Here is a 24,326-nt window from a genome sequence, read left to right on the forward strand (position 1 = left end):
TACTAATATGATAGAATCTTGACAAGATTATAAGGTATTTAAACTTGTTAAAACAGTATCTTTATAATGAAAAAGAAATATTTACGCTATGAAAAAATGTATGTTACTTGCGTTTTTTGTTCAAATAATTGTGGGCTGTTCAAATGATGATGCTATCATTTTAGAATCAGAAAACGAAAATGATATTATTCCCGTTGAGCAAACAGGTATGGTGCCTTGTGAAAACGGACTTGCCGGAGTTTACCCTTGCGATGGTTATGATCAGGTAGGCAACATTACCCTTGCAAATTTTGATGCAGCAAAGGGAAATGATTGTTGGGGTTGGACGGATCCCGATACCGGAAAAGAATATGCTATAATGGGCCTTGATAACGGTACTGCATTTGTAGATATTACCGATGATGAGAATTTAGTCTATATCGGCAAATTGCCTACTGCCACTGTTGCTATTTCTTGGCGAGATGTAAAAGTTTATCAGAATCATGCGTTCATAGTATCTGAAGCAAGAAATCACGGCATGCAAGTTTTTGATCTCACACGTCTACGGGATGTAACAAGTCCGCCTCAGACATTTGATGCTGATGTCAATTATACAGAATTCGGAAATGCACATAATATTGTTATTAATGAAGAATCTGGTTTTGCCTATGCGGTTGGAACCTCAACTTTTGGCGGTGGAGGGCATTTTGTAAATATTCAGAATCCAAAACAGCCAATGGCTGCAGGTGGTCATGCAGTAAATGGGTATACTCATGATGCTCAGGTTATAAGTTATATTGGGCCAGATTCAGATTATACGGGTAAAGAAATTTATATAGGTGCCAATGAAGATCGAGTAGCAATTATTGATGTTACCGATAAAGATAATCCTCAAGAGATTAGCACTATTACTTATGATAATTTTAGCTATACCCATCAAGGTTGGTTTACTGAAGATCAAAAGTATTTTATTTTAGGTGATGAAACTGATGAGACAAATTTCGGATTTAATTCTCGCACCTTAATTTTTGACTTTTCAGATTTAGACAACCCAGTTTTGCATGACACATATTTAGGTCCTACTGCGGCAATAGATCATAACGGGTATGTTTTGGGAAATGAATTTTTTCTAGCCAATTACACTGCGGGTTTACGCGTACTTGATATTTCGAATATTGAAGATAAAAATATTGTTGAAGTAGGTTATTTCGATTCGCATCCAAATACTGACAATGCTGCTTTTAATGGGGTGTGGAGTGTTTATCCGTACTTCTCAAGTGGTAAGATTCTGATAAGTGATATAGACCGAGGTTTGTTTGTAGTCAAGAAATCGAATTGATGAAAAAACTCCTTTACTCCTTTTTATTTTTGGTACTGTTTTCATGTTCAAAAGATGCTGAATTCAATGAAGATATAAATTCTTCTGAACCTATTTTTTTAGGGGAAATAGAGTTTATTAAGAGTTATGGTGGCTCAGGTACAGATACCGCAAGATCAATAATTTCAACAAATGATGGAGGATTTGCTATTCTAGGCTTTAGCAATAGTACCGATGGTGATATCTCCGATAAAACCAATCCTGTTGTAGATTATTGGGTATTAAAATTAGATGCATTAGGGGACTTACAATGGAGTAAAACCTATGGCGGAAGTGGTGAAGACATTGGTCAAAGTATTATGCAAACTAGCGATGGCGGATATGTGCTAACTGGTTATGCTCAAAGCGCTGACGGTGATGGCAGTAATAACGAAGGTTTTCATGATAATTGGATTATTCGCCTAGATAGTCAAGGGACTATTTTATGGGAAAAGAGTTTTGGTTTTTCAGGTCACGATCATTCTTATGATATAATTCAGACCGATGATGGCGGGTTGTTTTTTACAGGATTTTTAGATATTACTGCTGCTCGAGAAGATGGTTATGCAGAAAAGGGCGAACTACTCACAAGGCATGGTGTTGGTGAATTTTGGGGAACCAAACTTGATGCAAATGGTAATGTTGAATGGCGTAAGTATTTTGGGGGAAGTAATAATGATAGGTCTTACGGTGTGGTAAAATCAAATGACGGTGGTTTTGTTTTAGCGGGTTTCACTGAGAGTAATGATTTTGATATTACAATTAACAGGGGTAGTTATGATTTTTGGATAGTAAAAATTGACCAAAATGGAGGTTTTATTTGGGAGCATGCGTATGGCGGTAGCGGCATTGATCGTGCTTATGACATTGTGAATACCCATGATGGTGGATATGCTATTACGGGGCAAACCATAAGTGCAGATTTAGATGTTGGTAAGAACAATGGCGAATCTGATATTTGGATGATTAAATTAAATGATGAAGGGGAGCTACAATGGGAAAATTCATTTGGAGGTTCTCGTTTTGAATTGGCTGAAGAGTTGTGTTTAACAGCGGATAACGGATTTATGATTATTGGAAATTCTAAAAGTACAGATGGTGATGCTATTGAAAATGCTGGCGAAAATGATATTTGGGCTATTCGTACTGATGCGAATGGTCAGCTAGAATGGCAAAAATCAATAGGCGGTACTGACTTAGATTATGGTTTTGATGTAATTGAAAATCAAGATGGTAGTATAATGCTTGTTGGTGAAACATTAAGTCAAGATTTTCCTGGCGTATCAAATAAAGGTATGACTGATGCGGTACTTATTAAAATAAAGTAACACACTAATCTTTTGAAATAATGTAATTAGTATAATAGGCATTGATACCCAAATACTTTTTTAGAAATTCTTTAGTCTTGTCTTTTAAGCTTTTTCTACTCATTGTAATATCATAGTCAAACTGCCAATTTCTTTTTTCTATCAATTTGGCTACCGCTTTTGGGTGTGTGCCTTGAAAACGCTCAACCGCATTCACAAAATGTTCGTATTCAAATACTACTGAAGATTTATCAAAATCTTTAGGCTTTCCAAACTCACCTTTATAAAGTGAGTAAAAATTGGTTTGTTTTCTTTTTAAGGCTTCAGGTTCGCGGGTCCACCCATAATGATAAATGTAGGCGTCAATAGGTTTAACTTTTAGTTTTTCATTATCGTTTTTTCGAAAACCCTGCGCATCGCCATGCGAATAAATATTTGGTTTGTTCTTCACTACTCTTATTTCATGTGAGTACCAATTAGATGAAGTGCCCACATAATCATAAGAACCATAAAAATGTAAATAGTTGAAAAGTAGTCCGTCGACCTTAGTATTATCCTTGTATTTTAACATGTTAGCCTTAATGGTGTCAAGGTATTTTTCATGAACAACCTCATCACCTTGTATGTAGAACGCCCAATCCATATCTTCTGAAATTTGTTCAAAAGCTTTGTTTGTTTCAGCAGCTAAAACATGTACTTCGTTATTTATATTTTCATCCCAAACGGTTTCAATGATTTTGAGCTTAGGTTCATTCATGTTTTGTATTAACTCAAGTGTGCCGTCTTCGCATTCCCCTACAGCAATAACAAATTCATCACATAATGGAAGAATTGAACGAATAGCTTCAACAATAGGGTATTGGTATAGAACTGCGTTTTTAACAAAAGAGAATCCAGCTATTTTCATGGAGAATTATTAATGAGAGTGCTCAAAAATACTCAAATTTACTTGAATTTGAAGGGGTAGTAGATGGTCATTAGTAAGAGTAAAATACAGCTACTGGTTCAGGGAATTAAAACACAAGTTATTTATATAGAGAAAGTCTATAATCACATGCATTATTATAATGTAAGTAAATGCGGTAAAACCCTACTAATAAACTATATTTGTAAGCTATTTAGAATCATACCAGATAATGATACAAGTTTCAGAAACAGCAAAAAATAGAGTAGTAAGTCTTATGACCGAAGGTGGTTATGATGCTTCAAAAGACTATGTGCGAGTTGGCGTTAAAAGCGGCGGTTGTAGTGGTTTGTCATATGAGTTAGATTTTGACAAACAACTGAATGAAACTGATAAAGTTTTTGAAGACAATGACGTGCGCATAGTAGTAGATAAAAAAAGCTTTTTATACCTAGTGGGTACCACTTTAGATTATTCAGGTGGGCTTAATGGTAAAGGCTTTGTATTTAATAACCCAAATGCGCAGCGAACCTGCGGATGTGGTGAGAGTTTTTCATTATAAATTGTTAATTGCTAATTGTCAATTAACGTATTGAAAATTTATGGCGTATACTGAAGAGGAATTAAAAAAAGAATTAGAGACTAAAGAATATGAATATGGTTTCTACACTGATTTAAAGTCAGATACTTTACCAAAAGGTCTGAACGAGGATATTGTAGTTGCTATTTCTAAGAAAAAGAATGAACCGCAATGGATGACCGATTGGCGTATTGATGCGTTTCGTGCTTGGCAAGAAATGGAAGAACCAGAATGGGCTAATGTTCACTATGAAAAACCAGATTTTCAGGCCATAAGTTATTATTCTGCTCCAAAAAAGGCAGACCCTAACAAAACTTTAAACGATGTAGATCCAGAATTGCTTGAGATGTATCGTAAACTGGGTATTTCTGTAGATGAGCAAAAGAAGTTGCAAAACGTTGCTGTAGATATAGTAGTAGATTCTGTTTCTGTTGCAACTACTTTTCAAAAAACACTAGCAGAAAAGGGCATTATTTTTATGCCTATTTCTGAGGCAATTCAAAAGCATCCAGATTTAGTAAAGAAATATATGGGTACCATAGTGCCTAAGAAAGACAACTTTTATGCAGCACTTAATTCGGCTGTATTTACAGATGGGTCTTTCTGTTATATTCCTAAAGGAGTGCGTTGCCCAATGGAGCTTTCTACGTACTTTAGAATTAATGAAGGTGGTACGGGTCAATTTGAGCGTACGCTTGTTGTAGCAGATAAAGGTAGTTATGTAAGTTATTTAGAAGGATGCACGGCGCCCTCTAGAGATGAAAATCAATTACATGCTGCCGTAGTAGAGTTAATTGCTTTAGATGATGCTGAAATAAAATACTCAACGGTACAGAATTGGTACCCTGGTAATAAAGAGGGTAAAGGTGGAGTTTATAATTTTGTAACGAAAAGAGGTTTGTGCGAGAATAATGCTAAAATTTCTTGGACGCAGGTTGAAACTGGATCTGCTGTTACTTGGAAATATCCTTCATGTATTTTGAAAGGCGATAACTCTATTGGGGAATTCTATTCAATTGCAGTCACCAATAATTATCAACAAGCAGATACAGGTACTAAAATGGTACATCTTGGTAAGAATACAAGAAGCACTATAATCTCAAAAGGTATTTCTGCTGGTAAATCTCAAAACAGCTATCGTGGTTTGGTGCAAATCAACAGTAGGGCTGAAAATGCTAGAAATTTTTCGCAATGTGATTCTTTGTTAATGGGTAATGAGTGCGGCGCACATACTTTTCCATACATTGAAGTGAAAAACAAAACAGCGCAAATTGAGCATGAGGCTACTACCAGTAAAATTGGTGAAGACCAGATTTTCTATTGTAATCAAAGAGGTATAGAGACTGAAAAAGCAATCGCATTAATAGTTAATGGTTTTAGTAAGGAAGTACTAAATAAATTACCGATGGAGTTTGCTGTTGAGGCGCAAAAATTATTAGAAATAAGCTTAGAAGGTTCTGTAGGCTAGCAAATTGATGATAATGAAAAAGTACTTGTTATTCATACTTGTAGTTGCACTGGCTTTTTCCTGCAAGAATGCAAAAAAGGAAAACACCGAGGCAGTTGCAAAAGAAGTAAAAAAGACTGAAGTAAAATTATACACTTTTAGTGGCGGTACCGTATTCGTAAATAATCTTGAGGTTTTTGCCCAAGACACAGCTTATAAAGGTCAGACGAAAGAATTTTCAGATGCCTTTTATGTAATTCAGCATCCAAAAGGTAATTTAATGTGGGATGCCGGTTTACCAGAAATGTTAGTGGGTCAACCAGACTTTACAGATCCTAGTGGTGTATTTACGGTGTCAAGAAATGATTCACTAGTAAATCAGCTAAAATCGATTGATATGACTGTTGATGATATTGATTTTATCGCGCTTTCGCACACACATTTTGATCACAGTGGTCATGCTAATGTGCTTAAAAATTCTAAATGGTTAGTTCAAGAATCAGAATATGATTTTATAACTAGCGATGAAAGCCAGAAGAACAATGCAGATAACTATAATGCCATAAAAGAATTAACTAAGGTTCAAAAACTCAATGGTGATCATGATGTTTTTGGTGATGGCACCGTTGTTATAAAATCAATGCCAGGGCATACACCAGGGCATCAGGTATTGTTTCTTGATTTAGCCAAAAACGGACCGATTTTATTGAGTGGTGATTTGTATCACTTATATGAGAGCAGAGAACACAAACGTGTGCCTGTTTTTAATTCTGATGTAGATCAAACCTTAAAAAGTATGGATGCTTTTGAAACCTTTGCCAAAGAACAAGGCGCAAAAGTTTATTTACAGCACCAAAAAGAAGATTTTGAAAAAATGCCAGTGGCACCAAAATATTTAAACTAAAGTAAGATGTTGAAAATTAATGACTTGCATGCAAGTGTAGATGATAAAGAAATTTTAAGAGGTATCAACTTAACTGTAAATGCCGGTGAGGTACATGCCATAATGGGGCCTAACGGTTCAGGTAAAAGTACATTAGCGTCTGTAATTGCAGGTAAAGAAGAGTTTGAGGTTACTAAAGGTTCTGTAGAACTAGATGGTGAAGACCTTGAAGATGATGCACCAGAAGAAAGAGCTCACAAAGGTATATTTCTATCGTTTCAGTATCCCGTAGAAATTCCTGGTGTTTCTGTTACTAATTTCATGAAAACGGCTATTAATGAATCTAGAAAAGCTAGAGGTTTAGAAGATATGCCGGCAAATGAAATGTTGAAACTAATTCGTGAGAAATCAGAGTTGTTAGAAATAGATCGCAAGTTTTTGTCGCGTTCTTTGAATGAAGGTTTTTCAGGTGGTGAGAAGAAGAGAAATGAGATTTTTCAAATGGCAATGTTAGAACCTAAATTGGCCATTTTAGATGAAACCGATTCTGGTTTAGATATTGATGCATTGCGTATTGTAGCAAATGGAGTTAATAAATTAAAAAGCAAAGACAATGCAGTAATTGTAATTACACATTACCAGCGTTTACTTGAACATATAGTACCTGATTTTGTTCATGTATTACATAATGGTAAAATTGTAAAGTCTGGTGGTAAAGAATTAGCTCATGAGCTTGAAGAAAAAGGATATGATTGGTTGAAACAGGAGCAAGCAGTTTAGCAATTTGCTATTTCGTGAAAGCGGAAAACCAAAAATAACCTTTGAGTAAATTAAAAAGATTTTCGTCTTTGTGACGGAAATGACATTGAGAGAATTATGGATTTAAAAGAGAAGTTGATATCGTCATTTATGGCGTTTGAGAACAATGTTGATGTAGATCATCCGGTACATGATATTCGTTCATCTGCGATAAAGAATTTTGAGGAAAAAGGTTTTCCAACCAAAAAGAATGAAGCGTGGAAATACACTTCATTAAATAGTTTACAAAAAGTAGATTTCAGTATTTTTCCGAAAGAAGAAAATACGATTGAATATAAAGATGTCAAGAAGTATTTTATTCATGAGATAGATACCTATAAGATTGTATTCATTGATGGTATTTATAGCTCTTATTTATCAGAAACCACACATGATGGTGTAGATATCTGTTTGATGAGCTCGGCTTTAACAAAGCCAATGTATAAGGCAGTTATTGATGTGTATTTCAATAAAATTGCAGCCAAAGACGAATCGTTAACTTCATTGAATACTGCATTTAGTAGAGAGGGAGCCTATATTTACATCCCCAAAAATAAAATGCCAAAAAAACCTGTAGAAATTTTACATTTTGCAACAGGTAATGAAGCAACTTTAATGCTGCAACCTAGAAACTTAATTATAGTTGAAGAAAATGCAGAGCTTCAAGTTATTGAGAGACATCAGAGCTTAACTTCAAATGAAGTGCTAACCAATTCAGTTACTGAAATTTTTGCAGCTAAAAATGCAATTATTGATTTTTACAAAGTACAGAATAATGTGAGTACAGCTTCAATGATTGATAATACGTATATCGATCAAAAAGATAAAAGTGTAGTCAAATTGCATACTTTTTCCTTCGGTGGAAAATTGACTCGAAACAATTTGAATTTTTACCAAAACGGCGAGTATATTGACTCTACCATGAAAGGTGTTACCATTTTAGGTGAAAAGCAACATGTTGACCACCATACTTTGGTGCACCATATTCAGCCAAATTGTGAAAGTCATCAAGATTATAAAGGTATTTATGGTGAGCAATCAACAGGTGTCTTCAATGGTAAAATTATAGTAGATAAAATTGCTCAGAAGACAAATGCTTTTCAAAAGAATAATAATGTTCTAATTAGTGATAAGGCAACTATCAATTCAAAACCTCAGTTAGAGATTTTTGCAGATGATGTAAAATGTTCACACGGCTGTACTATTGGGCAGTTAGATGAAGATGCGCTTTTTTACTTGCAGTCAAGGGGTATTCCTGAGAAAGAAGCAAGGGCACTTCTAATGTATGCCTTTGCAAACAATGTACTTGAAAGTGTACGTATACCTGAATTGAAGGCAAGAATCAACAAGTTAATCGCCAAAAAATTAGGCGTAAATCTTGGGTTTGATATTTAAGAACACCAAATACAAGGGCAAGATTTTAAATGCCTTTTTGTTGTTCACTTTGTTGACATTAATTCCGAATGTAACAGGTGCTCAAGAGGCTAAATTTGGTGTAAAAGGCGGTTTGAACTATTCTTCAATTGTTGGTGATTTAACTAATGGCATGAAGTTTAGGCTTTCAGGTCATGGTGGTGTTTATCTTGAAGTTGATTTTTCAAATAAGTTTTCCTTTAGACCAGAATTACTTTATTCTTCACAAGGTTTTCAATTTAGTACAGATTTAAGCTCCATTCAAAATCAAGGCTCTAGTGGTAATGAAAATGATTACCGAACTAATGTGCAATTGAATTTTTTGACTGTACCAATTTTAGGAAAATTTGAAGTTGGTGAAAGTTATTGGCTTGAATTTGGTCCACAGTTTGGTTTTCTCTTAAATCAAGTAACAAAAATCAAGAATCTAGATGAATTAGATGGTGCAAATGCTACATCTAAAAGTAAAATTTCAGGTGATTATCAATTAGATTATGGTGTTGCTGTAGGTGTAGGTTTTGTATTAAGTGACCAACTTTCAATATCACCTAGGTTTTATGTTGGTCTAAGAAATCGGCTTAATGGTATTGAAGGTAATCTTCAGAATTATAACGCATCAATTCAACTTTCTGTTAATTATTTGTTTCTTTAAATTCACAATGTTTTATGTGATTTAAAGGGGATCTTAACCCTATTTTACCAAATTTTTACTGCTTTGTAAGTATCTTTACACTCCAAAAAGTTTGCTATGTTCAATGTGCAAAAAATTCGTAACGATTTTCCAATATTATCAAGAGAGGTTAATAATAAACCCTTGGTGTATTTTGATAATGCAGCAACTTCACAGACGCCAATTCAGGTGATTAATTGTATTGTTGATTATTATTCAAATTACAATGCTAACATTCATAGAGGGGTGCATTCTTTATCACAAGAGGCAACTGACAAATACGAACAAGCAAGACAGAAAATACAAAAGCATTTCAATGCCGCTCATGCGCATGAAATCATATTTACATCGGGTACCACTGATGCCATTAATTTAGTTGCAAATGGTTTTGCCTCGCTATTGAAAAAAGGAGATGAAATCATTGTTTCTGCAATGGAGCATCATTCAAATATTGTTCCTTGGCAAATGATTGCTGAAAAAACTGGAGCTATTCTAAAGGTGATTCCAATGAATCAAGAAGGTGAATTGTTGATGAATGTATATCAAGAATTACTTTCTGAGAAAACAAAAGTGGTTTTTTGCAATCATGTTTCTAATGCATTGGGTACTATAAATCCTATTCAAGAAATTATTGATATGGCGCATAAAGTTGGCGCCGCAGTATTAGTTGATGGTGCTCAAGCAGCACCACATTTGGTTGCTGATGTGCAGGCATTAAATGTAGATTTTTATACAGTTTCAGCACATAAGATTTGTGGCCCTACAGGTGTAGGCATATTGTATGGTAAAGAAGATTGGTTAAAAAAGTTACCTCCATATCAAGGTGGTGGTGAAATGATTGCAGAAGTAACATTTGAGAAAACAACCTATGCAGATTTACCGCATAAGTTTGAAGCGGGAACACCAAATATTTGCGGAGGAATTGCTTTTGGTGCTGCTTTAGATTATATGAATGCTATTGGTTTTGATGCAATTGCAACCTATGAAAATGAGCTTTTGCAGTATGCGACAGAGAAGTTGTTAGAAATTGAAGGCCTTAAAATTTACGGAACAGCTAAAAACAAAACAGGTGTAATTTCTTTTAATATAGATGGATTGCATCCGTACGATATTGGTTCAATTTTAGACAAACTAGGAATTGCAGTTCGTACCGGTCATCATTGTGCGCAACCAATAATGGACTTCTATAAAATTCCAGGTACGGTAAGAGCTAGTTTTAGTTTTTACAATACCAAAGAAGAAATTGATGTCTTAGTTGAAGGTGTGCAAAGAGCTAAAAACATGCTGCAGTAGCTTTATGTTATCCTTAACTTAAAGAATTGATTACCACTTATTCTTATCGTATTTTTGTAGAAAATTAACGCATGAAGATTAAAGATATTCAGAATGATATTATAGACGAGTTTGCTATGTTCGAAGATTGGATGCAGCGCTATGAATATATGATTGATTTGGGTAAATCATTGCCCTTAATTGATGAGAAATATAAAACTGAAGATCATATTATTAAAGGTTGTCAAAGTAAAGTTTGGGTACATGCAAAACTTGATGATGATAAATTGATTTTCACAGCAGATAGCGATGCCATAATTACAAAAGGTATAATAGCAATATTAATACGTTCGTATAGCAATCAAAAGCCGCAAGACATAATTGATGCAGATACTGCGTTTATTGATGAAATTGGCTTGAAAGAACACTTGTCACCAACAAGAGCGAATGGTTTGGTAAGTATGATTAAGCAATTAAAATTATATGCTATTGCATATCAAACACAACTAAATTAAAGTAGATTTAGAGTTGACAATTCTGTTTCATTTTTATGTAATTGGAATGATTGAATTGACACGTAAAAATTAAATTTAAGAAAGATGAGCGAAGAAACAACAACCGTAGATACAGAAGAATTAGGCGAGAAGATAGTGCGGGTGCTCAAGACTATCTATGACCCTGAAATACCTGTTGATGTGTATGAGCTAGGGCTGATATATGATGTTATGGTAAATGAAGATAACGAAGTGAAAATATTGATGACCTTAACATCTCCGAATTGTCCGGTAGCAGAATCACTTCCAGCAGAGGTTGAAGAAAAAGTTAAGTCGTTAGATTTGGTGAATGATGCTCATGTTGAAATTACCTTTGACCCACCATGGACACAAGAATTAATGAGTGAAGAGGCCAAACTAGAGCTTGGTTTCCTTTAATTAATTTGTAACTCTTCCATAAAATGGCTGAAGAAATAATTAATCGCGTAGCACAAAGTAAGCTGATTACTTTTAACCTTGAAGATTATTATCTTGAAGGTAAAAGGGTGCACCTAGATATCAAAGACTGGCTGTACGAAGGAATAATTGTTAAAGAAAAAGAGTTTAGAACGTACATCTCTGAACACAATTGGCAACAATATCAAGATTCGTATGTAGCGCTTTATTGTTCTACAGATGCAATAGTACCGGGCTGGGCTTATATGTTAATTACTACGCACCTTCAACCATTTGCTAAAAAAATTACACAAGGTAGCTTAGAATCATTAGAGACTTCTTTGTATCAAGATGTACTTCAAAACCTTGATTTTTCAGAGTTTAGAGACAAACCTGTCATTATAAAAGGTTGTAGTAATAAGCCAGTTCCTGCAAATGCCTATTTGCTTGTTACAGCACTTCTTCAAGAGTTTGCAAAATCAATTATGTATGGTGAAGCATGTTCTTCTGTGCCACTTTTTAAAAGAAAATAATAGCTTTTTGTGTGTGAAATAGTGACAATTTGTATTTTTGCGGGTCTTAATCTATACAAGAACACTAAACATTAAAAAATGAAAAAAGTAGTATTTACCCTAATTACCGCTTTGACTTTTATTACAGTCTCTGGTCAAACAATAGAAGAGCTTAAATCAGAACAGGCAACTAAAAAAGATTCTGTAGCTGATATTCAAAGTAGAGTTGATGCCTTACAAGGTCAAATAGATGCTTTTCCAGGATGGAAAAAAGGTGCATTTGGTACTATAGGTGCAAACTTATCAGGTTTTAGTAATTGGTACTCTCAAGGAAAACCAAATAACTCAGCAGGAAACATAGGTGTTACTGTAAACGGTTTCGCAAACTTAGATCGCGAGAAATTCTTCTGGAGAAATTCAGGAAACATTAACTTACAATGGGTTAAGTTAGATAACAAAGATGTTGCTACTGATGACGATAGTTTCAGTGGAACAACTGACGTTTTTACCATCAGCTCGCTTTATGGTAGAAAATTAAGTAAGAATTTTGCTATTTCAGGTCTTGGTGAATACAGAACAACAGTTTTAAACAACTTCAATGATCCTGGTTATTTAGACCTTGGTTTAGGTGCTACTTGGACACCAATTACTGATTTAGTAGTTGTTATTCACCCTTTGAACTACAACTTTGTTTTTAGCAAGAATGATGCAATTTATGAATCTTCTTTAGGTGCTAAAATAGTAGCTGATTATACAAGACAAATTGGTGCGGTTAATTTCAAGACCAATTTTTCAACCTTTCAAAGTTATAAGAGTAGTGACCTTTCTAACTGGACATGGATTAACTCTTTAGGATATACTTTATGGAACGGTATAGGACTAGGTTTTGAGTTTGGTTTAAGAAACAACAAGCAAGAAGCACTTGACTACGCTGTGAACAAAGCGCCAGTTTTAGATCCAACAGCAACTTTTGAAAGTATTGATAATGAGATACAATCGTATTGGTTGTTTGGTATCAACTATGCTTTCTAAGACCAATAGAAAATAGTATCAAAAATGAAAAACGTCTTGCAATATGCAGGACGTTTTTGTTTTATAGAAACGCTTTAAACTTGACGCTACCATAAAACGATTCAAGTATAATGTGGCCATCTATTTTTAGGTATAAAAAAACCCCGATGGTTGGTCGGGGTTTTCTTCAAGTAGGTTTGGATAAAGTTGGTTTGTATTATTGTAAAGTTCCGATTTGGGGAAAAAGGCGCTTTGAATTTCGTTTTAAGGTTTTGACTTTATTTGGGGTAAAGCCTAGTGCTTAATTACTTTGTAAATGTATGGTGGTTTTGGAATGTGACTAAATTATTGTTGTGAAACAAACGTATAATGTTGTGTAATTTATGAAGGGTAATTTTCTTCGATGAACTACCTATAAAGTGCTATATCGCTTGATTTAATTTGTAGTAATAATAAGTGTCATTCTAATTAAAAAATATAATCAAGCATAAAAAAAGCCCCAGTAAAGGGGCGTTTTTTTTAGTTAAGTAGGTTTTCGTAAGATTGGGTCTTACTTTCAGTAGGTTAAAAGTCAGGTTTTGGGGAAACCATCATTTTTTTTAATAGGTTAAGTTCAAGGTTTGATTTGGGGTAAACACTATCACTTAATTACACTGTAAATATATGTCAGTTTTTGAGTTGCACTAAATTATTGTTGTGAACTAGGCCCTCAATGTTGTGAAAAATATGAACGGTAAATTTCTTCGTTGAAACGCACTTAAATGTTTAAAATGTTGCTACTCATATTGATCTAAATGCTCAGGGTAAAGAAAATTATTATACGGAAAACGTGTAACATGTATATCTCTTACCTCTTGATACACTCGCGTTCTAAACTCATCTAAATTTTCTTTGTTTAAAGCGGATATAAAAAGTGCACGATCACCAATTTTCTCCATCCAAGTCTTTTTCCATTCTTCAATGGTAAAGTGTTTGTTGGTTCTATCTGTAATTAAATCATCTTCATCAATAGTTTCATGCTCGTACATGTCTATTTTGTTAAAGACCATTATCGTTTTCTTGTCAGCACTTTTAATTTCTGCAAGAATTTTATTTACAGATTCAATATGTTCTTCAAACTGCGGGTGTGATATATCAACAACATGTAATAATAAATCAGCTTCACGAACTTCATCTAAGGTGCTTTTAAAGCTCTCTACCAATTGAGTGGGTAGTTTGCGAATAAATCCTACAGTGTCACTTAATAAGAAAGGAAGATTGCCGATTACCACTTTTCTTACAGTCGTATCTAGAGTAGCAAAAAGCTTGTTTTCAGCGAACACATCACTTTTGCTAATTACATTCATTAGTGTTGATTTGCCAACATTAGTATATCCTACTAAAGCAACACGAACCAAGGATCCTCGATTGCCACGTTGGGTCTCCATTTGCCTATCGATTTTCTTTAATTTTTGCTTTAATAATGAAATTCGATCACGAACAATACGTCTATCTGTTTCTATTTCAGTTTCCCCTGGGCCACGCATTCCAATTCCACCTTTTTGCCGTTCTAAGTGTGTCCAAAGTCCTGCCAGTCTAGGTAAAAGATATTCGTATTGCGCAAGTTCTACTTGGGTACGCGCATAACTAGTCTGTGCACGTTGCGCAAAAATGTCAAGAATTAATGTTGTTCGATCCAGAATCTTACACTTTAATATCTTTTCAATGTTCTTTTGCTGTGCTGGCGTAAGTTCATCATCAAAGATTACTGAACCAATATCATTCTCTTTTACGTAGTTTTCAACTTCTATCATTTTACCGCTTCCTATTAAAGTCTTAGGATTTGGTACATCAACACGTTGTACAAAACGCTTGGTAACTTCGCCACCGGCAGTAAAAGTTAAGAATTCAAGTTCGTCTAAATACTCACTAACTTTTTCTTCACTTTGTTCTCTATTGATAACACCTATCAATATAGCCCTTTCATATTCTATTGTTTTCTTTTCTAGCATACCTATTTATCTACTACAAATCTAATCAATACCTTGGATTTCGTACTTTTGACAGCCATCAAATACAAATCAGTAAATGTTTTTATCTTTTCTAAAGCGAAAGAAGGTTAATTCGCTTAGTACTATTGCTTTTTATAATCTCGAGAATCTTTTTGATACAAAAGACGACCCTAATACTTTAGACGATGATTTCACACCTAAAGGCTTCAAAAAATGGTCAGAGAAGAGATACAAAAGTAAGCTTTATAAATTGGCAAAAACAATATCAGAGATTGGCAAGAATTCTTCTGATAGTGCACCTGTTTTAGTAGGTGTAGCTGAGGTTGAGAATGAAATGGTGATGCAAGATTTGATTGATGCTGAGCCCTTGCGAGCTATAGATTATGGTTTTGTTCATTACGATTCGCCGGATGAACGTGGTATTGATACAGCACTAATTTATCATAAACCAAGTTTTAAGGTTTTGCATTCAGAACCAATTACATTACTCATTTATGAAGAAAATGGGGTTCGAGATACTACACGAGACATATTGTATGTAAAAGGAGAGCTTAATGGAGAAGAGTTACATGTTTTTGTAAATCATTGGCCTTCTAGACGCGATGGTGACCGAGAAACAAGTTTTAAGCGGGTTAAAGCTGCTGAAACAATACGAGAGTTCATGGCACGAATAGAAAGTGAAATAGTAGACCCGAATTATATCATTATGGGTGATTTTAATGACGGTCCATTTGAAGATAGTATAAAGACCTTAATGGCAGAAAGTACTTTATATAACCCAATGGAAAAGTTATTGACCGGAGAACGGGGTAGTGCCAATTATAAAAGATCATGGTTGTTATTTGATCAGATTCTGTTTTCGCATAATTTTTTCAATTATGAAAAAGGAACCCACAGTTTTGCGCATGCCAATATTTTTGATGAAAAATATTTAAAAGAAATAAAAGGGAAATACACTGGTTCACCGTATCGCACATATGTTGGTCGTAAATACGTAGGCGGTTATAGTGACCACTTTCCAGTATACATTCAGCTGAAATACAATAAATAGGCAGAATAGTCTTTAATTTGCTGCGAGTAAGCTTACATCAAAAACAAGTACTGAACCACCCGGAATTCCATTACTGTTAGAACTGCCATACCCTAAATGAGATGGTACTAAAAGAATACCGTTACCACCTTCTTTAAAATAGGTTATTCCCTCAGTCCAACCTCTAATGACTCTTTGTAAGCTGAAAGTGGCACCTTCTGCACTACTTTGATCAAATACCGTTTTGTCTAGAAAGTAACCCTTGTAGGCAACAGTTACAGTTGAATTTGCGGTAGGTTGTTCACCTGCGCCCGGGTTATTAATAACATAATAAAGACCGCTATTACTTCTTTGGGCAGTTAAATTATTCTCAGCAATATAAGCGATAATTTCTTTTTCGTTTTGTTCAGTGTAATCAATTTGTTCCGTTTTCTTGTCATTGGCACAAGAGAAGCTTAAAATAATTACTAGGAGGGAAACAGCATATTTCATAACAGTGTTTTTTTTGGAAGACAAATATAGATAAAGCAAAACTTTAAAAATGAATAAGTTGTTAATTGAAAGTTGTTAAAATTAAACCCGCTTAATCTCATCAGCAGATAATAGGGGTTCATTACGTAGACGAAGAAGTACTTGTGCGACAGCAATGGTGTCTTTTTCACAATAATCTATAATACGGTCAGTGCCGTTCTCTTCATAAAAAACATCACGCACTTGGCTGCCATCAATATCATCTTTTGGAGATGGAATACCGAGTACTTTAGTCATTAATTTTAACGAAGTGTAATTTTTATAATCACCAAATTTCCATAAATCCATAGTGTCTAAATGAGCTACTTCCCATGGTTTTTTACCAAATAAATCTAGTTTATAAGGCAAATCAATACCATTTATAATCATTCGCCTTGCGATATATGGAAAGTCAAACTCTTTACCATTGTGGGCACATAAAAGGTGCCGAGCAGCACTGAAATGCGTAATTATCAGATTTTTGAATTCTTTAAGCAGTTTGATTTCCGTTCCATGAAAAGTAGTCACCCTGAAGCTTCTTGTGTCTCCTTCCATTTTAAAATACCCCACTGAAATACAAATTATCTTACCAAACTCAGCCCAAATACCCGCTCTGTCATAAAACTCTTCAGCTGTAAATTCATCCTTTCGTTGGAATTTGGTTTTATGTTCCCACAGTGATTTTAGCTCATCATCGAGCTCATCAAAACCTTCTTTTTCAGGAACGGTTTCAATATCAAGAAATAGAATATGTTCTAAATTCAGTTTTTGAATCATGGCTTAATGTAGCGTCTTTTTTAGGAAATTTTATGCAAAACAAGATACAAAATATGTGCTGTGATATGTAAAAAGCTATTTTTTAGTTCACCTTTATTAGATGTTTCTCATGTCATTAATCAATTATGACTAAAGATAGATTACCGACTGGCTGGTCGGTTTTAAGTTGTTTTTCTTGTGAAAAAATATTGAAAAAGGCTATGTATTATGGGGTTTTATCGACGAACAGTTTGTTGTGGAATATTTTACGAGTAAGTATACAATGAACAAACCAAGCAGTTTGTAAAATTTAGAAGAGTGATTGCTGTTTGGCGGGACTTTCATGTTCTAAAAGCCATTTTTTGCGATGCAAACCACCGGCGTAGCCCGTTAAAGATCCATCGCTGCCAATTACTCTGTGACAGGGTACAACAATCCATAGCGGGTTTTTTCCATTTGCCGATGCAACTGCACGAATAGCTTTTACGTCACCTAAAGTTTTTGATAGATTTAAGTAAGAAGTTGTTTTTCCGAAGGGAATATCTAAAAGTGCTTGCCACACCTTTTGTTGAAAATCGGTTCCTTGCGGATTTAAATCTAAATCGAACTGCTGTCTGTTTCCTTCAAAATATTCATTAAGTTGATAAACAGCTTCTTCTAATTCTTCAGGAATAACCTTTGTTACGGTTTCTTCATTATTTAAAACGATAATGGATTGAAGTCCGTCAGCATCACCAAGAATTTTTGCAATACCCAAGGGAGTTTTAATATAAGCGGTTTCCATTACTCTTTTTTAGTGCTTTTATGAACGATGCCAGCACGTTCAGCTCTTATTTCCCAATTTTTACGAGCTAACTGCTGCAAATCGGCAACATTATCGCTCTCATCCATTATTTCAAGTCCTAAGAGGGTCTCAATGACATCTTCCATAGTAACTAAACCGCTAACCGAACCAAACTCATCAACAACAAGCGCTATGTGTTCTCGTTTAGAGATTAGGGTGCCAAATAATTCAGGTATAGGTGTATTTCTATTAGTAATCAATAATTCTCGCCTAATTTCAGACAAAGCGATATCATCATTATTTTGAACTAATTCTTCAAGTATATTGTCTTTAAGTACATAGCCAGTAATGTTATCTACTTTTTCATGGTATACAGGAATTCTAGAATGGCGCATTTTTGGGTTTTCATCAAAAAAATCGCGTATATTTTTCGTTTCTGAGGTAATCTTCATAACCGTACGCGGTGTCATAATGTCTTTTACCATCACTTCATCAAAACGCAATAGGTTTTTTATAATGGTAGATTCTGATTTTTCAAATACTCCTTCTTCATGCGCGATATCAGCCATTGCACTAAAATCATCTCTACTTAAAACACTACCATGATGGCCTTTGCCACCTACTAATTTTGTAAAAAGCTGTAAAATCCAAAGTAAACCTGTCCATTTTAAAATTAAGACCATTATTTTAAGCGTCTTTGCAGTGAAATTGGCCAATTGTCTCCAATACGTTGCGCCGATGGTTTTAGGAATTATCTCAGAAGCTACTAAGATTAAAATAGTCATAATGGTAGATACTACACCAACCATGAGGTCTTCAGTAAATTCTATTCCAAAAAAAGATTTTGTGACACTACCGTATATTTCTACATAGGCAACTTTTGCCTGTACGCCCACAAGAATTGCGCCTACTGTATGTGCTACGGTATTTAGTGTTAATATGGCGATTAAGGGTTTATCTACATCTTTTTTAAGTGTTTCAAGTGTGGTAGCATATTCTTTACCTTCCTTTTTCTTGATATTGATAAAGGTTGGATTTACAGTTAGTAGCACTGCTTCTAATATAGAACACAGAAAAGAAAAAAAGACAGAAACTATTGCGAAAAAAATCAGCAGACCCATGCGGTGGTTTTATAACACGAATGTACTAAGAAAAATACTAATTTGGGATAGCTTCTTCAGCTTCATAAAAAACCGAATTTAGTGCGGTTCTGATGTTTAGCCTATAAATATTTCGATGATCTCTTGATGGATTTACTCGGTTTGAGAGAAAAATAAAGACCATTTCATTCTTTGGATCCGCCCAAATAAAAGTACCTGTAAAACCAGAATGACCAAAACTATCGGCACTAGCCTGAGGTGCTGGATATGAGTCTTTAAGTAGTAGTTCTGAATTGTTTAAAAGTGGTTTGTCAAATCCAAGACCTCTTCTATTTTCGTTTTCAGGGTATTGTACTCGAATGAATTCCTTAACGGTGGCTTCTTCAAGATATCTTTTACCTCCGTAAACACCATAATTCATGTACATTTGCATCAAACGAGCTAAGTCTTTTGCAGTTGCAAACAATCCTGCATTACCAGAAACACCACCCATCAATGCTGCATTTTCATCATGTACCCAATCTTTAGTTAAAGTATGTCTGAAAATAGTATCAACTTCAGTGGGAACAATTTTGTTGGAAAATCCTTTCGTTTTCGGATTAAATCCCATGGTAGTGTTGCCTAATGGGTCATAGAAATTAGTTCGCAAATATTTCGAATATTCAACACCTGTTATGTTTTCAACGATTTGCGGATAAAGCAAAAACGTGAGTCCAGAATATTTGTACTTTTTCTCATTGGCAACAGTAGATTTGCTTATTTCACGATAAATTTTCTTTTTAAAGCGTTTGCTGATGTATAAATTTTCATAGGCAAGACTATTGTATTTAGAATTTTGACGATTACGAACCCATCGTTTTTTGAGTTTGCCATTCTTTTTAATTATTTCATTTAAAAAGATAATATATGGAGTTAACCCCGCTTGGTGGGCGAGAATTTCTCTTACTGTCAAATCTTTTTTGTCTGCTTTCTTTTGCCAAGGTTTCCAATACGTGCTAAAAGGTTTGTCTAAATCTAGTTTTCCTTCGCCATGTAGTTTCATCAATGCAGGTAAAGCCGCAGTAACTTTTGTCACCGATGCCAAATCATAAATATCATTTAAGGCAACAGGTTGAATACTATCATAGGTATGATAACCATAAGCTTCATGAAAGATAATTTTGCCGTTTTTAGCTACCAATAATTGTGCTCCGGGGAAGGCCTCTTTTTGAATACCTAAAGTCATTATTGAATCTACCTTTTGATAGATATAGGTCGAATCTAATCCTACCTCGGAAATAAATCCTGGTGCGAGTTCATCGGATACGCCAATATTTAATTGGGTTTTTGCCCCTTCTTGAGCAAGTAGGCTTATTGATAATAAACCAATTAGTATAAATAGTATTTTGTTCATTTTAATAACATTTCGGTAAAGATATTTATGAATTTTTAATAATCTTACCCAATCAATTTCACAACGTCTTTTGCAAAATAGCTTGCAATAATATTTGCGCCAGCTCTTTTAATTGCTGTAATCTGTTCCATCATTACAGCGTCATGATCAAGCCATCCTTTTTCGGCAGCAGCTTTCAGCATTGCATATTCCCCTGAAACTTGATACACAGCTACGGGTACATCAAACGTATTTTTAATATCTCTTACAATATCTAAATAGCACAGTCCTGGTTTAACCATTACAATATCTGCACCTTCTTCAATATCCATTCTAGTTTCGCGAATTGCTTCTTCACGATTGGCAAAATCCATCTGATATGTTTTTTTATCCTTTGGAATATCAACCATATCTACTGGAGCAGAATCTAAAGCGTCTCGAAAAGGGCCATAAAAAGCACTCGCATATTTTGCGCTATAGCTCATTATTCCAGTGTCTAATAAACCTTCTGTTTCTAAAGATTCTCGAATAATTTGAATTCGACCATCCATCATATCACTAGGGGCAACAAAATCAGCACCAGCAAGTGCATGAGAAACACTCATTTTTGCTAAAAATTCAGCAGATTCATCATTTAGTACTTTACCACTTTCAATAATTCCGTCATGACCATATATAGAATAAGGATCTAAGGCAACATCTGTCATTACTAACATATCCGGACAAGCATTTTTCACCGTTTTAATGGCTAATTGCATTAATCCGTTGGCATTTAAAGCTTCTTTGCCAAAATTATCCTTTAGATTGTCGGGTACTTTTACAAAAAGTAAAACAGCACAAAGCCCCATATTCCATAGCTCTTTGACTTCTTTTTCTAAATTGTCAAGACTTAATCGATAATAATCGGGCATTGAGGCGATTTCTTCGCGTACTCCTTTGCCTTCAACAACAAAAAGTGGCACCAAAAAATCATTGGGAGTTATTGTTGTTTCACGAACAAGGTTTCGAATTGAACTATTCGCTCTTAGTCTTCTATTTCTTCGTAATGGATACATAATCAATATTATCTTATAAAGTTACTCATTCCCTTCTGTTTCGCTCACGACATTTGCTTTTTCTGTTTCATTTGTACATGCAATAATTCGTTCTAATGAACGTCCAAGGCTATATGTAGCCCAGAGACCAGTGTCATTTTTCAAGTCCAAAGGGTTCTCATCAGCATCAATATATTTTCTTATTGAAGTGATTAATGGGTCATCTAATGACGCGACTTTTAGAATTGATTTTCCGCCAGGAATACTGTAATCATTTTCATAATCATAACAGACAACCAGAACTCTGTCACCTATTTTCAATCCTGATTCATTAAAACAATCTGATGTAAAAAACTTTTGATTGGCATAGGTGTTTTGGCCAATTTCTTTGATTTTAAATATTTTGTCAATTTCAACAATACCATTTTGAGAAGTGTATAATGGGCCAGCTTCATCGGTTGTGGCGTCTATTTTTTTAACAATACCTGTAAATACCAGAGAGAGTTCTTCGCCGCAATTGCCAATAAATGGTCCAGATTCTGGCCACCAATAGGTATAGCCAACATTTAAAGTGTCTGGGGTGAAGATTATTTCAATTTCACTTTTACCGTATTTCGGTTGGCATCCAATTAAGAATATGCCAGTGAAAGCAAGAACTAAAACACTTTTAAAAAATTTCATTTTGCCAAGCCTAAATATGTCCAATGTTCGTTTTCTTTTTTAAAAGCTGATTTTTCGTGAATGACCTCTAATTTACCATTTTCATAGTAATAGGCATCAAACGTAACAGTACCTTCATCATCTTCAGCTTTGCCTTTTGTTTTAGCAATAACCTCAAGTTTAACCCAAGTAACCGATTTAGCCCAATTTACTATTGCTTTTTTATCTTTTAAAGGCCGTGTTGAAGAATGATGGCTTTTCATTAAATAGTTGCCATCTGCAAGTACAAAAGCCGAATACCTCGAGCGCATTAATTGTTCAGCTGTTACTGCATTGTTGATATTTGAATGCACTTTACCGCAGCAACTAGCATAGTTAGATGGCGAACCACAGAAACAATTAGAAGTACTCAAGAGTTTTCATTTTTTGGCAGTTTCATTTGAGCAATTGCCTTTAATCGCTCTTTTCTTGTTTCCTGTTCTTTTTTAAGTTTGGCCTTTTTTCTGTTCAAAAGCTTTGTATGCTTCGCTTTGTTTACCGTATTTTTTGCTTTCCCTTTTTTAGCCATGCTAACCTATTTAACCCATTCTTTCGGATTTTGAAGCACTTCAATTAATTTAGCTTCTTCGCTATCTTTTTCAGGATGATAATTATAACGCCATTGTACATGAGATGGAAGACTCATTAAGATGCTCTCAATTCGCCCATTGGTTTTAAGGCCAAATAAGGTGCCCTTGTCATGTACTAAGTTAAATTCTACATAACGCCCACGTCGTATTTCTTGCCAATCTCGTTGTACAGAAGTGTATTCTAATTCTTTTCTTTTTTCAACAATTGGCGCGTAGGCATCTATAAAACTATCACCAACCTCTGATACAAATTCGAACCAATTTTGCATCGACATATCATCAGTAGCCTTGCAATAATCAAAAAATAGGCCACCTACACCACGACCTTCATTTCTGTGCGCGTTATAGAAATATTCGTCACATTTCTTTTTGTATGTTTTGTAGAAATCTGAATTATGTGCGTCACAGGCTTTTTTGCAAATTGAGTGAAAATGAGTAGCATCTTCTTCAAACAAATAATACGGGGTTAAATCTTGTCCACCACCAAACCATTGATCCACGATATTGCCAGCTTTATCATACATTTCAAAATAGCGCCAATTAGCATGAACTGTTGGAACCATTGGGTTTTTAGGGTGAATAACTAAACTCAATCCGCATGCGAAAAAATCAGCATCTTTAACTCCGAAATAATTTTGCATACTTTCAGGTAAAGCTCCATGGACTGCAGAAATATTTACACCACCTTTTTCAAAAACGGCTCCATTTTCGATTACACGAGAATGACCACCACCGCCTTCGGCACGTGTCCATTTATCTTCTTTGAAAGTTGCTTCTCCATCAATTTCTTCAAGTTTTGAAGTAATTTGATTTTGAAGGTTTTGAATATATGCGTAGAATTTATCTTTCATTTGTATAGTTCATAAAGTTCCATATCTAATGGTTTTTCATTAGGTGTAGTATGTTCTTTTGGTAATTTTTTAGTCCAAATATATCCACATTTTTCAGCCACTTTTATGCTGGCTAAATTAGATTCGTGAACGATTATTTGAAGCGATAAGAGTTCAAGATTCTTTAAAGCAAAATTAGAAAGATATTTCACTGCTTCAGTGGTGATGCCTTTTCCGTTGTATTTATAGTCGATACAATACGCTAGTTCTGCTTGTTTTGTGATCCAATCAATTTCTTTGATATAGACTAAACCGATGACTTTGCGATCTTTTATTTCTTTCAGCACAAAAAGAAATTCCTCTTTTTTGTTGAATTGTTTAAGCTTTTTCTCAACAAAATATTTTGATAAATCAGGAGTGCGATTTTGTTCTAAAGTTTTCGGAAAGTACCGTTTGAAACGTTCAGCGTTTGTCACCATCAAATCACAAATTCGCCAGGCGTATTTTTCGTGTATGCTATCTATTCCGTACTCTTGAAATTGAACAATCACTATATTTTAATTTTATA

At 34.7% G+C, this 24,326-nt stretch carries 27 protein-coding genes; 14 read left to right on the forward strand and 13 right to left on the reverse strand.

Annotated features, from left to right (window positions below):
- Nucleotides 1–88: 88 nt before the first annotated feature.
- Both JQC67_RS04170 and JQC67_RS04175 read left to right on the forward strand, forming a co-directional pair.
- Nucleotides 89–1,318, forward strand: coding sequence for a choice-of-anchor B family protein (locus tag JQC67_RS04170; protein ID WP_203251603.1), 1,230 nt, complete (start codon nucleotides 89–91; stop codon nucleotides 1,316–1,318).
- Nucleotides 1,318–2,664 carry a hypothetical protein gene (locus tag JQC67_RS04175; RefSeq protein ID WP_203251604.1) on the forward strand — a complete coding sequence of 449 codons (1,347 nt, stop codon included), beginning with the start codon at nucleotides 1,318–1,320 and terminating at the stop codon, nucleotides 2,662–2,664. Before JQC67_RS04170 ends, JQC67_RS04175 begins: the two co-directional genes overlap by 1 nt.
- Nucleotides 2,665–2,668: 4 nt before the next feature.
- Here JQC67_RS04175 and JQC67_RS04180 read toward each other — a convergent pair whose 3' ends face one another.
- A complete protein-coding gene (locus JQC67_RS04180; RefSeq protein WP_203251605.1) occupies nucleotides 2,669–3,550 on the reverse strand; it encodes a glycosyltransferase family protein in 882 nt (293 codons plus the stop codon).
- Nucleotides 3,551–3,779: 229 nt separating this feature from the next.
- On the opposite strand from JQC67_RS04180, the gene JQC67_RS04185 reads away from it, so the two are divergent.
- The 11 genes from JQC67_RS04185 (at nucleotide 3,780) to JQC67_RS04235 (ending at nucleotide 13,083) form a co-directional block, all read left to right on the forward strand.
- Complete coding sequence (locus JQC67_RS04185) at nucleotides 3,780–4,109, forward strand: HesB/IscA family protein (protein ID WP_203251606.1); 330 nt, start codon at nucleotides 3,780–3,782, stop codon at nucleotides 4,107–4,109.
- Between the two features lie 40 nt (nucleotides 4,110–4,149).
- Entirely contained in the window at nucleotides 4,150–5,595 is a 1,446-nt protein-coding gene (gene sufB, locus JQC67_RS04190; protein ID WP_203251607.1) for a Fe-S cluster assembly protein SufB, read from the forward strand.
- A gap of 13 nt (nucleotides 5,596–5,608) precedes the next feature.
- Entirely contained in the window at nucleotides 5,609–6,478 is an 870-nt protein-coding gene (locus tag JQC67_RS04195) for an N-acyl homoserine lactonase family protein (RefSeq protein ID WP_203251608.1), read from the forward strand.
- Nucleotides 6,479–6,484: 6 nt separating this feature from the next.
- On the forward strand, nucleotides 6,485–7,237 hold the full coding sequence (gene sufC / locus JQC67_RS04200; RefSeq protein ID WP_203251609.1) for a Fe-S cluster assembly ATPase SufC: 753 nt from the start codon (nucleotides 6,485–6,487) through the stop codon (nucleotides 7,235–7,237).
- Nucleotides 7,238–7,333: 96 nt separating this feature from the next.
- The gene (gene sufD, locus JQC67_RS04205) at nucleotides 7,334–8,650 is read left to right on the forward strand and encodes a Fe-S cluster assembly protein SufD (RefSeq protein WP_203251610.1); all 1,317 of its coding nucleotides are present in this window, start codon (nucleotides 7,334–7,336) and stop codon (nucleotides 8,648–8,650) included.
- A complete protein-coding gene (locus JQC67_RS04210) occupies nucleotides 8,634–9,320 on the forward strand; it encodes a porin family protein (RefSeq protein ID WP_203251611.1) in 687 nt (228 codons plus the stop codon). Before sufD ends, JQC67_RS04210 begins: the two co-directional genes overlap by 17 nt.
- A gap of 96 nt (nucleotides 9,321–9,416) precedes the next feature.
- Nucleotides 9,417–10,631 (forward strand): aminotransferase class V-fold PLP-dependent enzyme, encoded by a 1,215-nt coding sequence (locus JQC67_RS04215; RefSeq protein WP_203251612.1) that lies wholly within the window; start codon nucleotides 9,417–9,419, stop codon nucleotides 10,629–10,631.
- A 71-nt stretch (nucleotides 10,632–10,702) separates the two neighbouring features.
- Nucleotides 10,703–11,125 (forward strand): SufE family protein, encoded by a 423-nt coding sequence (locus JQC67_RS04220; RefSeq protein WP_203251613.1) that lies wholly within the window; start codon nucleotides 10,703–10,705, stop codon nucleotides 11,123–11,125.
- Between the two features lie 84 nt (nucleotides 11,126–11,209).
- Nucleotides 11,210–11,542 (forward strand): DUF59 domain-containing protein, encoded by a 333-nt coding sequence (locus tag JQC67_RS04225; RefSeq protein WP_203251614.1) that lies wholly within the window; start codon nucleotides 11,210–11,212, stop codon nucleotides 11,540–11,542.
- Nucleotides 11,543–11,565: 23 nt separating this feature from the next.
- Nucleotides 11,566–12,072, forward strand: coding sequence for a DUF2480 family protein (locus tag JQC67_RS04230; RefSeq protein ID WP_203251615.1), 507 nt, complete (start codon nucleotides 11,566–11,568; stop codon nucleotides 12,070–12,072).
- 78 nt (nucleotides 12,073–12,150) lie between these two features.
- Nucleotides 12,151–13,083 carry a DUF3078 domain-containing protein gene (locus tag JQC67_RS04235; protein ID WP_203251616.1) on the forward strand — a complete coding sequence of 311 codons (933 nt, stop codon included), beginning with the start codon at nucleotides 12,151–12,153 and terminating at the stop codon, nucleotides 13,081–13,083.
- Between the two features lie 755 nt (nucleotides 13,084–13,838).
- Here the strand turns inward: JQC67_RS04235 and hflX are convergent.
- A complete protein-coding gene (gene hflX / locus JQC67_RS04240) occupies nucleotides 13,839–15,053 on the reverse strand; it encodes a GTPase HflX (RefSeq protein ID WP_203251617.1) in 1,215 nt (404 codons plus the stop codon).
- A gap of 76 nt (nucleotides 15,054–15,129) precedes the next feature.
- On the opposite strand from hflX, the gene JQC67_RS04245 reads away from it, so the two are divergent.
- A complete protein-coding gene (locus tag JQC67_RS04245; RefSeq protein WP_203251618.1) occupies nucleotides 15,130–16,104 on the forward strand; it encodes an endonuclease/exonuclease/phosphatase family protein in 975 nt (324 codons plus the stop codon).
- Nucleotides 16,105–16,116: 12 nt separating this feature from the next.
- Here JQC67_RS04245 and JQC67_RS04250 read toward each other — a convergent pair whose 3' ends face one another.
- The 11 genes from JQC67_RS04250 to JQC67_RS04300 form a co-directional block, all read right to left on the reverse strand.
- Nucleotides 16,117–16,575: an FKBP-type peptidyl-prolyl cis-trans isomerase gene (locus tag JQC67_RS04250; RefSeq protein ID WP_203251619.1), complete on the reverse strand. Its 459-nt coding sequence runs from the start codon at nucleotides 16,573–16,575 to the stop codon at nucleotides 16,117–16,119.
- An 81-nt stretch (nucleotides 16,576–16,656) separates the two neighbouring features.
- On the reverse strand, nucleotides 16,657–17,370 hold the full coding sequence (locus JQC67_RS04255; RefSeq protein WP_203251620.1) for a 3'-5' exonuclease: 714 nt from the start codon (nucleotides 17,368–17,370) through the stop codon (nucleotides 16,657–16,659).
- A gap of 289 nt (nucleotides 17,371–17,659) precedes the next feature.
- A complete protein-coding gene (locus JQC67_RS04260) occupies nucleotides 17,660–18,133 on the reverse strand; it encodes a methylated-DNA--[protein]-cysteine S-methyltransferase (RefSeq protein ID WP_203251621.1) in 474 nt (157 codons plus the stop codon).
- Nucleotides 18,133–19,254 (reverse strand): CNNM domain-containing protein, encoded by a 1,122-nt coding sequence (locus JQC67_RS04265; RefSeq protein ID WP_203251622.1) that lies wholly within the window; start codon nucleotides 19,252–19,254, stop codon nucleotides 18,133–18,135. Before JQC67_RS04265 ends, JQC67_RS04260 begins: the two co-directional genes overlap by 1 nt.
- A 37-nt stretch (nucleotides 19,255–19,291) precedes the next feature.
- Nucleotides 19,292–20,626 carry a serine hydrolase domain-containing protein gene (locus JQC67_RS04270; RefSeq protein WP_203251623.1) on the reverse strand — a complete coding sequence of 445 codons (1,335 nt, stop codon included), beginning with the start codon at nucleotides 20,624–20,626 and terminating at the stop codon, nucleotides 19,292–19,294.
- A 44-nt stretch (nucleotides 20,627–20,670) separates the two neighbouring features.
- Complete coding sequence (gene hemB, locus JQC67_RS04275) at nucleotides 20,671–21,660, reverse strand: porphobilinogen synthase (protein ID WP_203251624.1); 990 nt, start codon at nucleotides 21,658–21,660, stop codon at nucleotides 20,671–20,673.
- Nucleotides 21,661–21,681: 21 nt separating this feature from the next.
- Entirely contained in the window at nucleotides 21,682–22,320 is a 639-nt protein-coding gene (locus JQC67_RS04280) for a hypothetical protein (protein WP_203251625.1), read from the reverse strand.
- On the reverse strand, nucleotides 22,317–22,712 hold the full coding sequence (locus JQC67_RS04285) for a YchJ family protein (RefSeq protein WP_238934470.1): 396 nt from the start codon (nucleotides 22,710–22,712) through the stop codon (nucleotides 22,317–22,319). Before JQC67_RS04285 ends, JQC67_RS04280 begins: the two co-directional genes overlap by 4 nt.
- A complete protein-coding gene (locus JQC67_RS04290; protein WP_203251626.1) occupies nucleotides 22,709–22,867 on the reverse strand; it encodes a hypothetical protein in 159 nt (52 codons plus the stop codon). Before JQC67_RS04290 ends, JQC67_RS04285 begins: the two co-directional genes overlap by 4 nt.
- A 6-nt stretch (nucleotides 22,868–22,873) precedes the next feature.
- Nucleotides 22,874–23,779, reverse strand: coding sequence for an oxygen-dependent coproporphyrinogen oxidase (hemF, locus tag JQC67_RS04295; RefSeq protein ID WP_203251627.1), 906 nt, complete (start codon nucleotides 23,777–23,779; stop codon nucleotides 22,874–22,876).
- Nucleotides 23,776–24,309: a GNAT family N-acetyltransferase gene (locus JQC67_RS04300; protein ID WP_317198354.1), complete on the reverse strand. Its 534-nt coding sequence runs from the start codon at nucleotides 24,307–24,309 to the stop codon at nucleotides 23,776–23,778. Before JQC67_RS04300 ends, hemF begins: the two co-directional genes overlap by 4 nt.
- Nucleotides 24,310–24,326: the final 17 nt, after the last annotated feature.

The sequence above is a fragment of the Aurantibacter crassamenti genome, assembly GCF_016811105.1.
Taxonomy (GTDB): Bacteria; Bacteroidota; Bacteroidia; order Flavobacteriales; family Flavobacteriaceae; genus Aurantibacter_A; species Aurantibacter_A crassamenti.